The following is a 12,409-nucleotide window of genomic DNA, read 5'->3' on the forward strand; positions in this document are numbered from 1 at the left end:
CGTTAGGCCGTCCGCCGCCGCCGCGCGGCGACGAGGCCCATCAGGGCGACGCCGGCCAGCACGACCGTCGCCGGCTCGGGAACGATCCGCAGGTTGTCCATGTTCCCGCGGACGCCGGCCGCCCGAATGTCGGCGTAAAACCCGATGGCGTTGCCGATGTTGGCGTTGCTCAACGCCGAGCGGGTCGACAGGACGTTACGGACGCCTGCCTCGTAGTAACCCAACTCGAACGCGTCGGCTGCCGTTCGCTTGATGAACAGCGTGTCGACCGCAGGCGAGCCGCCGCCGGCCAGCGACAATTCAGTCGTCCCGTTGAAACCGCGGGAGAAGAGCTGTCCGTTGTTCCGCACGTAAATGTTTACGTAATCTGCGCGAACGTCCGGGGTCGGGTGTCCGGCGCCGACGTACAGCCCGATGTCCTGCGAACCGTTGTTTCCGCCAAGGTAATCGGCCCGCAACTCTTCGCCGACTTGCAGCGTTGCGTCAGTGCGAGTCAGCGCGTACTGCTCGATTGCGTTGTAGGTCGTCGTGCTGAACTCCAACGAACCGCCGGTGATCTGCCACTGGCCGACGTTGTCGCTCGCGGCGGGAGTCGCCTTGAGAATCCGCGTCGCCGTGTACGGGGCCAGCGTCCCGCTGAAATCGTCGATCAGCCCGATGGGACCGGCCAGCGACGCCGAGGCGCCGAGGACCGCACCCGCGAGGGCCGCAGCCAAAGATGTCAATCGCGTTGTGAACTTCATGAGTTCCACCTCCAAAAAAAACCAAGAGAAGTCAAACCGAGAAAAAAAACGCTACGTGTCGTGCCGCCCCAAAGATGGCCAAGTCTCTGTCGTGTTCGTCCTTCGCATCCTGCAACTCATTGCTTGCCGCGACGGGCGCTCGCGAGCAGTCCGCCCAGGCACAGGGCAGCCAACAACAGCGAAGCCGGCTCGGGAACGGCCCCGAGGTTCGGCGTGCTCGGGTTGCCGGCGCCGTAGTTCGCCTGCCAGTCGGCCAGATTGCCGACCCCGTTGTTCCGCTGCCAAGCGAGGAAGTCGCTCCCGTCGACGAACCCGCTGTCGTTGAAGTCCCCGGCCAAGCCGCTGGCGACGACGCTCACGTCGCCGCTGGCGACGAACGCCGAGGTGTCCCACGCCAACCCGCCGGCCAGCGCCGGCAGGTTGAAGTTGAGGCTCGACGCGGTGATTCCCCCCGTCGCATCGACGAGCGAAAAGATCGATCCTTCGGCCGGCATAAAGCCGTCGAGCAGGTTCACCGCGACGGTCGCCCCCGAGGCGAACGTCGCCGCGCCAGTGACGTCGAGCGAGGTGTAACCCAAACTCGACAGATCGAACTCGAGCGTCCCCGTCGCCGCGACCGACAGATCCCCGGCGACGGTCGTCACGTGGCTGGCGCTGCCGCTGGAGATCGACAGGTTGTCCAGACTGCCGCGGAGGCCGACCCCGCGGACGTCGCTGTAGAGCCCGATCGAGTTGCCGATGCCCGCCGCGTTGCCGTTCTCGATCACGCGCGTGGCCAACACGACGCGAGCGCCGTTCTCGTAGTAACCGGCCTGGAACGTATCGGCCGAAGTCCGGGTGATGAAGATCGAATCAATGTCGGCCGGCGTGGCGCCCCCGGCCAGGCCGAACTCGGTCGTGCCGTTGAAGCCGCGGGTGAAAACCTGCCCGTTGTTGCGAACGTACATCGCCACGTAGTTGGCCCGCACGTCCGCAGTCGGATGTCCGGCGCCGACGTACAAGCCGATGTCTTGCGTGTCGAGATGATTCGGTTCGTACGCGGCCCGCAGTTCCTGGCCGATCCCCAGCGTGTGATCGGTGCGAGTCAGCGCGGTCTGCTCGATGCCGTCGTACGCGGTCGTGTTGATCCGCACGGCCCCGTTGTTGATTTCCCACGTATAGGTATTGCTCCCGCCGCCGTTGGCGTCGAGGATGCGCGTGCTGGTGTACGCGGACAGGTTCGTCGAGAAGTCGTCGACGAAGCTGACCGCCAGATTGTTTTTCACAGCCAGCGTGCCGTTGACGACCATGTTGCCGCTGGTCATGGTGGCCGCTTCCAATCGGGCGCCGCCGGCCACGGTGGTCGAGCCGGCGTAATTGTTGCCCGTGTTGAACAGCTTGACCGTGCCGTTGTTGACGTTCACGGCGCCGTAGCCGGTGATCCCGCCCGTGCCGGTCAGCGTGTAGGTGCTGCCGACGCCGCCGCTGAACGTCGTCGAGCCGGGGGTGACCCGCGTGTTGACCGTGACGTTCTTCACGCCGCCGGCGCCGAAGGTCGTTTGATCGAGATCGCGGAACTGCGGTCCCCCGGTCCAGTTCGAGCTGACGTTGACGTCCCAGGTTTGATTGCCGGCCGTGCCGTTCCAGGTGAGCGCTCCCGCGCTCCCCGAGACGACCAGATTGACCTGCCCGGCCGTGGCCCCGCTGGTCGACAGCGTCTGCCGCGGGTTGAGCACGGCGCCCAGGTTGTCGAACACCTGCGGGGTGAAACCGCTGGCGTCGGTGGCGCCGCCGGCGTGCGAGATCAGCCGGTAATTGCCCGTGGCGAGCGTCCCCTCGACGGCCCGCACGTTGACCGCCATAGGCGAGGCGCCGCTGGTGGTCAGGGCGCCGCTGATCGAGACCAGGTCGTTCTCGGTCCCCCCGACCGCGGTCGTGTTGCCAAGCTCGTAGTTGAGCGCCCCGCCGGGGCCGACGTTGGTCAGCGACGCGGCGCCGACGATCGACAGCGTGCCGACACCGTTGTCGCCGGGGGTGAGGACGTTGTCGGAGTAGATCGCCACGGTCTTGCCGGTGGCCAACACCGTGCCGGCGCCAGTGAGCGTCTGGCCGATCTGCAGGTCGTACGACCCGAAGTGATCGACGTCGAGCACCGCGCCCGCCCGAACGGCGATCGTGCCGCTCTTCAGTTCGCCGTTGTTGGCGCCGTCGGAAATCACCTCCAGCGTGCCCGCCTCGACCGTCGTCGTGCCAAGCCAGAAGTCGTCGTTGCTGTTGGTGCCGGTGCGAATGGTCAGCGTGCCGGAGCCGCGCTTGATCACGTTGACGTTGTTGTTGGCGTTGACCGGCCCCGGGGTCGGGACCCCGTTGTCGCCGGTGGCCAGATCGACGATCTTAGCGCCGACGGGGATGTTCACGTTGCCGGCCCCGTCGAACACGAAGTTGCGCACTCCGGCATCGGGCGCCGACATCGTCCCGGCCAGGGTCAACGTCCCCGAGGTCGAGACGATGTTGTAGTTCGATCCGCCCACGTCTCCCTTGATGTTGCCGGCCCAACTGTTGGCGCCGGCGCTGGTCAGGTGGGGCGCGTTCAGCGCCGCGAGCTCGCGGGCGTTCAGCACGAGAACCTCGTTGCCGACGGCGATGCCGCCGCTGAGGGCGATCTTGCCGGTCGTTTCGTTGCCCGTCACCACGGTCCGCGAAGCGGCCGTGCCGTCCGAGGCGCCCAGCGTGCCGGCGCCGCTGAGGGCGAGCGTCCCTCCCGCGACGGTCGTGACGCCCGCGTAGGTCTTGGCGGTGGCGAACGTGACGGTTTCGGTGGTCAGCGTCGAGTCAAGTTGCACGTCGCCGGCGCCCGAGATCGAGTTGGCGAACGCGCCGTTGTAGCCCGCCCCGCTCGCGGCCGCATCGCCCGAGAAGTACAGGGCCGCGCCGGACTGTACGGTGACGTCGCCGTCGACGGCGCCGACGGTGCGCAGTCGCAGCGTTCCTCCCTGCACGTCGGTCGTCCCGGTGTAGGTGTTGTTGGCGCTGAGATAGACGTTGCCGCCGCCCGCCTTGACGAGCCCGGCCGTCCCGGCGATCACCGCCGAGATTTCATGCGTCCCCGCGATGCCGTTGATCGTGCGGGCGCCGGTGAGCGTGAGCGTCGAGGGTCCGGCCAAGTTGTAACTTGCCCCCGCGTTGCTGAACTGGACCTCGGCCAACGACGCCGGGGCATTGAGCGTGACCGTCGCCGGCGAGTTGGGGGCGGTCAGCACGCTGCCGAACTGCACGGTCGAGCCCGCGAGCGGGGCCCCCATCGTCCAGTTCCCGGCCGTGCCGAACACGCCCCCGCCGTTGACGTTCCACTGGTTCACCACCGGGCCGGTAATCAACTCGGTCAGCAGGAAGTTGTCGAACGTCACCGGAACGAGAGCCGTGTTGTCGTACGACAGGCCGACGTAGTTGATCGCCGTGATCGGCTGTGCGATCGTCACCGGCAGCCCGGTCGAGGTGACCGAGACGCCGTTCAGAAAGAAGTCGGCCGTAAAGCTGGTTCCCGCGCCGGTCGTATCGAGCACGATCTTCAGTTGATTCGTCGCCGCGTTGTTGAACGTCACGTCGTTGTCGGCGATCGGGTTGGCCGTGTTGGCGCCGCCGAACAGTTGAATGTCCTGCGTCGGGTCCGTGGCGTGATCGCGATACAGCATCCAGGCGTAACCGTTGCCGTTGGCGAAGCGGTCGTTCGTAAAGTTGGTCCCGGGACTGGTCAGCGGCGTCCCCTTGAAACCCAGCGCAATCCACTGGGTCGACGGGTTGTTGACGTCCATGGTCAGCGTGTAGGTGGCGTTCACCTGCGGCGTGAACGGCAGGATCGCCGAGCCTTCGTCGGCGAGACTGATCGTGCCGTTGGCCAGAAACGCGGAGTTGGCCGACCACGCGATCGAGCCGGTCTGCAACGTGCCGCCTTGGACGAGCACGCCGTTGAGCGGCACAGCCCCGCCGCCGAACGAATCTGTATAGAGCGTGGTTTGAGCCTCGACGCGCGCCGCCATCGTCAACGAAGCGGTCAATGCGAACAAACGCAGCAAGTTCCGGGTTGCGTTCACAGGATGCATCCTTAAAAGTCGCACGAAGGGGAGGAGTCGGGAGAACCGAGGCGGCGCCGATTGCCCCGCGCGCGAGCGCCCCTGCCCCCGGGCCTCGCACGTCGACGCCGCTAACTTCACTGTAATTACGAAACGAAAAACGAGCCAAGGAATCAGCGCACGGCATGCCGCAACTGCGAAGAGCGAACCTTCAGCGAGGAGAGCGCGCACGCTCCCTGTTTCGCCGTCGGCGGCTTTGCATGCCGTGGACGACCTGAGCAGCTGCCCCGCAAGCTCGTCGCATGGCGACGAACCTGGCTGCTCAGATCACGTCGTCGCGATCGGGTTCAACGGACAAGGGGACGCCGAACGCCTGCCACTCCACGCGAATCGCCATGGGATTGGGAGTCGGCTCGGCCGCCTTCATGTTGTTGGGATCGGTCTGGTATATGCCGTTCCACACGTCGATCTCGATCACGTTCTTCCCGGGGACGAAACCGCTGGCGATCTCGGCCCGACGAAAGCGATGAAACTCTTGCAGGAATTCGTTGTCGCGCCACGGGTCCAAATCGACCGGAGCGCCGTTGATCCGCACTTCGGCGACGCCGTTGTCCGCTAATACGTCGGCCAGGATCCGCACCGTCGACAGGTCGTACCCTGACAGATCAAACTCCGTCTGAAAGGTGTACGAAGCGTTCGGCAGACAGCCTGGGCGAAGATCCTTGGCGACCGACATCCACTGCGAAACCAGCGGGTGATTCGACAAGTACCGTTCGTCCGGTTCGCAAACGACCGCGTACTGCGGCCCCTGATAGCCGGCGCCCTCGGCCCCGCCGATGATCCGCCAGAACGGATCCTCGTCCCCCACGCGCAAGCCGCGACCCGAGTTGTGGATCACCAGCGGCCGGTAAGGACGGAAATCGCCGAAGCGGAGCACGAACTGGTCTTTGTCGGCCGGCAGCCGGGTGGTCTTCATCGCCACGGGATCGACCCGGACGGCTTGCCCCTCGCCCAGCAAGAAGCTGGTTCGCGAGACGTCGACGGCGGCAAGCGGCTCGATCCGCAAACCGCCGTCGAGGGCGTGGGCCTCGGCGTTTCCCCCGGCGTCGACCGACACGGCGAACTGCTGCCCCAGGTCGACGACGTTCAGCGACTTGGTCTCGACGGAGAATTGCGTGGCCCAATCGGCGGTCCGCGCCGAGAGTTTTCCCTCGCGCAGCTCGACGCAATCGGTCGATTTGAACAACAGATCGCAGGGGCCCTCGACCAGCAGTTCGGCGCCGTCGGGGGTGCTCATCTTCAAGAGCCCCGACTTCAGCCGCAGCCGGGCGTTGACGCGCAACTGGTCCCCCGGTTCGAACGCCGCCCCCAGCCAGACGGCGTGCTGCGTCGAAACCAGGCTGGCGACGATCGTCGGCTTGCGCAGTCCGAATTGAGCGGCTTGCTCGCCCCCGATGCGCGTCCAGCCGAGCAGCACGGCAACGCTGGCCGCGAGGGCGAAAAACCCCCACAACCCTTTGCGAGCGCCCTTGGCCGGGCGCTCGACCGCGTGGGGGCTCGGCGTTTGCGGAGGATGAAGCGCCTGCGCGGCGACGGCGTCCAAGGCCCGGCGCTCGGCGCCTTCGGCGGAGGCCAGATACTGCAATTCGGCGTGCAGTCGGCAATAGTCGAGATAATAGTCCCGCTCTTCGGCGTTGGCTTCCAGCCGCGCCGAAAGCGCCTGCATCGCGTCCTCGTCGGTCGAATCCTCGACGACTCGGGCGATCAATTGATGAAACCGTTCATCCATGGAGAAATTCCAATTCCCGGGAAGCAGGCCGGCAGGCAGTGGCGGCGGAGGTCGTTAGGACAAACTCGAAGCGGGGCGATCGCCGGCGGCGAGGGTTCGTTTCACGCATTCCAACAGGTTCCGGCGAATTCGATGAAGCGCCGCGTACAGCGCGTTGGCCGAGCGTCCCTGCTGCTGGGCGACCTCCTTGATCGGCAAGCCCGCTCCGTAGCAGCGAAACACCAACGACCGGTCGGCGTCCGAGAGCTTCGCAAGGCATCCCTTGAGGGCCTCGAGCCGCGTTTCGGAATCGCCGTCCTCGGTCGCGACGCTCGCGCTGTACAAATCGTCGATCGCCGCGGAGGTCAACCGCTGTCGCTCGCGGCGGCGACTCCGCACGAAGTTCGCCGCGTTGTACCGCGCCACCTTGAGCGCCCACGAGGCGAAGTCGGTGCCCGGCTGAAACTCGTCGAACTTCTCCCACAAGAGCGCCGCGGTCTGCTGGAACAGGTCTTCCGTGTCGGTCGTGTTGAGCACGATCGCGTAGATCAGCCCGTAGACGCGGCTTCGGCTGCGCTGCAGAAGCTCGCTGAACTCAAGGACGGGATCGTCGGAGGACATGGCCAGAATCGACCCGGAAGCGGGGTTTCGCCCGCTCCCCAGGGGAAATGTTCGGACAAGGGGAATTCTTAGGGCCCAAGTGCAGAGAAAACCCTGCAAATCGCTCGAACTCGCGTAATTTACGAACGAGCGGGTATGGGACGGGATATGTCCGCGCTGGCGGAAAACTTACGGACATTCTGAAAAAAACTCGAATTCGCCCCCAATTCGCCCGCGGCTTGGACCTCTCCGCAATCCGGTCCGGAGGCCGTGGGCCGTCGGCGCTCCGGCTGGGGAAATTAGCGATCCCTAGTCGAACAGCAGGCAATCGACGACCCGTTGGAGGGACGCGTCCCCCCCGTCGATCCCGGAGCGGTTCAGCAGGATGACGACCGCCGCTTGCCGGTCGGGAAATCGCTGCAACATCAGCGAAAAGCCCCGCGTGCTGCCGGCGTGCATCGTGCGCCGCTGGCCGCGGTGCTCGCCCAGGAACCAGCCGTAGCCGTAGTGATCCTCGCCCCGATCGGTGCGGACATGGGGCGCGAACATGGCCCGGGCGGACGCTTCGCTGAGCAGAGCTCCTTGGTCAAGCGCCACTAGCCACCGCGCCAGGTCGTCGAGCGAGCTGTACACGCCGCCGTCGCCACGGACGGCGCTGGTGACGCTCTGGTCGGCGAGGAGCCAGCCGTCGGCCTCGCCCGGTTCGTGGCCGTACGCCCGTTCGGCGACCTCGTTCATCCCCGCGACGTAGAGCACGGAGCGCCGCATGCCGACGGGGTCGAAGACCTCGGCTCGCAAGAAATCGTGCAGGGGCTGCCGGGCCGCGGCCTCGACAATCAACCCGAGCAGCGCGTAGCCGGAGTTCGAGTAGGCGAACTTGGTCCCCGGCTCGAACAGCGGCTCGCGCGCCGCGCGAAGGATCGCCAGCACGTTGAGATCCGTCAGTTGCAGCGTCGTCCCCGCGGGGATCAGGCCCTCGTAATCGGGAAGCCCCGACGTGTGGGTCAGCAAGTGATGCACCGTGATCCGGCGCCAGAAGTCGGGATGCTCGGAGAAGTACTCGTCAAGCGTGTCGTCGAGTCGCACCTGGCCTTGATCGACCAACCGCAAGACGGCGGTCGCTGTGAAGTGCTTCGAGACCGACGCCAAGCGAAAGTTCGTCGTCGGCGTGCAGAGGTCGGCCGCATCGCACCGCCGCCGGCCCCAAGCGCGTTGAAACACGACGGCGCCGTCGTCGATCGCCGTCACCGCGGCGCCGACGTGGGGAGGAAGGAGCGATTCGACCTTCGCGGCAAGGCGGGCCTCGTCGGCCGCCGCAACGGAGGCCGCCAGGAACGTCGCGAACGTCAGCGCGATCAAGCGGACAATGCGCCGCAATCGGACGAACCGCTCGATGAGGATTCCGCGGGCTCGGTGCATCGCGCCAGCGTACGCGGGCCGACGCGAGAAAGAAACCCCGCGAGGGCCAGCACGACGAGCGCCGCGGCGGTCGGCTCGGGGACTGCGGCGAGGTTCGGCCCGGCGGCGCCCGGCGCGGCGAGACGTTGCCAAGCGAGGAAGTCGGCGCCGTCGACCAAACCGTCGCCCGTGGCGTCCCCGACGGACTGCGACGCCCCCTCGGCGCCGTAGTTGGTCTGCCAAATCGCCAAGTCGGCGCCGTCGACGACGCCGTCGGCGTCGAAGTCGGCGGGCGACGGCGGCGCCGCGTCGAATTGGACGTTGATCTCGTCCATGACGATCGTCCCCGTGAACGAGCCGCCGGCGAGAAAGAAGCCCAACTGGTTGAAGTTCCAGTTGCTGGCCGCAGGGGTCGGGTCGACGACCGTCCCCAGGTGCGAGTAGACGCCGTTCGGAACGCCCGCGGCGTCGACCGAGACGGTCGACCAATCGATCTGCAGCCCCGAATCGACCCTCGTGTAGCCGAGCGTCAGCGCGTAGCGGCCGGCGGGCATGTTCTGGTTGCCCGCGGCGTCGTCATAGGTCCCGGTCGCGGAGCCTCCGCGGCTGAGGAGCGCCACGCCCGAGTTGGGGCTGACGATCGACCACCACTGTCCGACTCCGCCCCCGTTGGGGCCTTTCTCCAGCGGGCCTTGGGGCGAACTCTCGACCGCGTTTCCGACGAGGTACCCGTGCCACGGGGTCCCCCCGGGGACGTTGCCGGGGATCGTTCCCCCCGCGTCGTCGAACATGCCGTAGCGGAACTGCGTCGAGGCCATCGTCAACGGCGTGTCGAGCACGGCCGTCATCGTCAGCTTGTCGCCGACGGCGTCGAGCGCATACCCGGCGCCGTCCGGCCCGAAGGCCGCTTGCGTCACCGCGGACGACGTCGAGCCGGTGACGCTGAACTTGGCGCCCCCCGTGTCGTACAGCCCTGTGCCGACGACCTGCGTCCAAGGTCCGGTCGTCGCGGGAGCGGGGGCCGGGGCGTTGGCGATCGTGTTGTTGATCCAACTGGAAAACGACGCGACGCGGGTATGGTTGGAAAACCCTCCCCAGGAGGCGCCCCCCGTGCCGGCGGTGCTGGTTGCGGTGAGACCGACCAGCCGCCAGTCGCTCAAGGAACTGGAAGCGTCGGGGGCGCCGCTGCCGTAGTAACCCCACATCGGCCCGCCGCTGTCGCCGGGGCCGGCGATACCCTCGAGCAGATTGTTCGTCGCGAGCGACGATTCGCCGTCGGCGATGATCCGCAACTGGCCGCCCGTGACGTAGGGAATGTTGTACGCCCGGTGGAACGACGCCGACCCGTTGGCGGTTCCCGCGACGTTGCTGGTGCTGATGATCCCCCAGTAGCCGTACCCCCCGACATGGACGTAGCGGCCGGTTTCGTTGAAGCTCGTGTTGACGGTCCCCGTGGCGTCGAGCGCTCCGTTGACTCCCCCGCGCAGCCGCACGAGCGCCATCTCCGAACTGCCGTCGGGAGTGAGGACCTGATCGGCGTAGTAGCGAATTCCGCCGACGTTGAGATAGATCTGGTCGGCGGCGGCGATCTGGCTGTAATTGCCGCCGTTCTGCACGACGTGCCGGACGGTGATCGCCCACTCCGAGTTGAGCAGCGTCGCCGTGCCGCGGGAGCCGTTCGATTGGTTCTGGATGACGTGCGTGTTGACGAACCAGTCGGGCCGATCGGTCAGACCGTCGGCCGAGGCGACGCCCCGCGCGGGGTCGTTGTTCCAGTAAATCGCGCGAGCCGACGGCGCACCGAGGGCCCCGGCCACGACGAACAAAACCAAAGATCGCAATAAGCGACGCATCATCAGCCGACACCAAGCAAGGCGAGACGCCGGGTCCAAGACCCCGGCGCAGGGCGCCGCCGCGGTCGTCCGGAAACCACGGCGAACAAGGAGGGACGCCGCGCGGGGGGGTGCGCGGCAGGCGAACCTCCAGTCTAGCCTGATCGGGTCGAACGTGGCAACAAGTTGGCGGCGACGAGCGGAGGCCGCGGGCCTCCGGCCTAGGGGGTGTTCTTGACCGCTGGTCTCTCTCCGCGTGATTCAAAAAGTTGGGATCCCAACGTTCGGACGAATCGGTCGTCTGGAGCGTATTGCCGCGGTGGCGGAAGTGACGTCAGCACGAGCGATGCGCGGTCGACGGGTCGGCGCGCCGCGTCTGCGAAGCTCTGCGGTCGGCTGGCGTGCGAGGTCCCCGGGAGTCGCCGACGCGCGCGCCGACGAATGATTTCAACCTCGCTCGACCGTCGCCGCATGAGTCGCCGCGGCTGCAAGCGCCGCTGGGCCGTCGTCGAACGGAGGGAATTATCTCAAAGCGCGCGGCCAAAAGCGAGAAACGATTTTTGGGCCACGTAAGGCGGGGACGGCGACGGGCGATCGCGCTGGCCGCTCAACACTCGAGCCCCAGATACGCGTGCGCGTTGCCGTAGCAGATGCCGCGGATGAAGGGTTCCAGCAGGTCGTCGCTGTCGGGGATGACGCCCCGCTCGACGTCGCCGCCGACGAGATCGCACAGACAGCGGCGGAAGTATTCGTGCCGTGGGTACGAGAGGAACGACCGCGAGTCGGTCAACATGCCGATGAACCGAGCGAGGAGTCCCTGATTGGCCAAGTCGATCATCTGCTGGGTCATGCCGTCCCATTGGTCGAGGAACCACCAGCCGCTGCCCCACTGGATTTTGCCGGCGATCTCGCCCGACTGGAAGTTGCCGATCATCGTGGCGAAGACCGCGTTGTCGGCCGGGTTGAGGTTGTAGAGGATCGTCTTGGGAAGCGCGCCGGCTTGTTCGAGCCGATCGAGATAGGTCGCCAGCGCGCGGGCTTGGGGGACGTCGGCGATCGAGTCGCCCCCCACGTCGCGTCCCAGCGTGCTCATCAGCCGCGAGTTGTTGTTCCGCAGGGCGCCAAGGTGGAGTTGTTTGGTCCACCCCCGTTCGGCGTCGAGCACGCCGAAGAAGTGCATCAGATGGCTGGCGAAGCGCTCGTGCTCGTCGGGGGTCGCGGCGACTCCGCGGCGCGCCTTGTCGAACACGGCGGCCGCCTCGGCGTCGGTGCAGGGGGCGGCGAAGCAGCGCTCGATGCCGTGATCCGAAAGCCGGCAACCCTGCTCGTGGAAGAAGTCGTGCCGGCGGCGCAACGCATTGAGCAGTGCGTCGAGCGAACCGATCGAAACGTCGGCGGCCGCTTCGAGCCGGGCCAGCCAGGCGTTGAACTCCTCGGGCGCGTCGACCGCCAGTGCGCGGTCGGGGCGGAACGTGGGATAGACGCGGGTCGGCAGGTCGCTCGCGGCGATCGTTTTGTGATGTTCGAGATCGTCGGCCGGGTCGTCGGTCGAGCAGACGGCGCGGACCTGGAACGTGCGGAAGATCCCACGGGGGGTGAGATCGTCGGTCGCGAGCCGCTCGTTGGCCGCGGCCCAGATCCGGGGAGCGGACTCCTCGTTGAGCAGTTCCGTGACGCCGAAATAACGGACCAGCTCCAGGTGGGTCCAATGATACAGCGGGTTGCGGATCGTCTGGGGGGTGGTGCGGGCCCAGGCGAGGAACTTCTCGTACGGCGGGGCGTCGCCGGTGCAGAACCGCTCGGGGACGCCGGCGGCGCGCATGGCGCGCCACTTGTAGTGATCGCCCCCCAGCCAGATCTCGGCGAGGTCGCGGAAGCGGCGGTTGCCGGCGATCTCGGCCGGAGGGAGGTGGGTGTGATAGTCGAGGATCGGCTCGCCTGCGGCGTAGTCGTGATAAAGCCGGCGAGCCGTCTTGGTTTGCAGCAGGAAGTCGTCGTGAATGAACGGCATGGGAAGTT

At 66.8% G+C, this 12,409-nt stretch carries 7 protein-coding genes; all 7 read right to left on the bottom strand.

From position 1 onward, the window contains the following. Positions 1-2: 2 nt before the first annotated feature. A complete protein-coding gene (locus KF688_14345; GenBank protein ID MBX3426856.1) occupies positions 3-743 on the bottom strand; it encodes a PEP-CTERM sorting domain-containing protein in 741 nt (246 codons plus the stop codon). A 116-nt stretch (positions 744-859) separates the two neighbouring features. Further along, complete coding sequence (locus tag KF688_14350) at positions 860-4,813, bottom strand: autotransporter-associated beta strand repeat-containing protein (protein MBX3426857.1); 3,954 nt, start codon at positions 4,811-4,813, stop codon at positions 860-862. 301 nt (positions 4,814-5,114) lie between these two features. Continuing rightward, entirely contained in the window at positions 5,115-6,581 is a 1,467-nt protein-coding gene (locus KF688_14355) for a hypothetical protein (GenBank protein ID MBX3426858.1), read from the bottom strand. Positions 6,582-6,635: 54 nt separating this feature from the next. Then, positions 6,636-7,181: a sigma-70 family RNA polymerase sigma factor gene (locus KF688_14360; GenBank protein ID MBX3426859.1), complete on the bottom strand. Its 546-nt coding sequence runs from the start codon at positions 7,179-7,181 to the stop codon at positions 6,636-6,638. Positions 7,182-7,469: 288 nt separating this feature from the next. Continuing rightward, positions 7,470-8,579 carry a beta-lactamase family protein gene (locus tag KF688_14365; GenBank protein ID MBX3426860.1) on the bottom strand — a complete coding sequence of 370 codons (1,110 nt, stop codon included), beginning with the start codon at positions 8,577-8,579 and terminating at the stop codon, positions 7,470-7,472. Further along, entirely contained in the window at positions 8,516-10,375 is a 1,860-nt protein-coding gene (locus KF688_14370) for a hypothetical protein (GenBank protein ID MBX3426861.1), read from the bottom strand. The genes KF688_14365 and KF688_14370 overlap by 64 nt, the downstream gene beginning before the upstream one ends. Positions 10,376-10,997: 622 nt before the next feature. Further along, the gene (uxaC, locus tag KF688_14375; protein ID MBX3426862.1) at positions 10,998-12,401 is read right to left on the bottom strand and encodes a glucuronate isomerase; all 1,404 of its coding nucleotides are present in this window, start codon (positions 12,399-12,401) and stop codon (positions 10,998-11,000) included. Positions 12,402-12,409: the final 8 nt, after the last annotated feature.

Source organism: Pirellulales bacterium, assembly GCA_019636345.1.
Lineage (GTDB): Bacteria > Planctomycetota > Planctomycetia > Pirellulales > Lacipirellulaceae.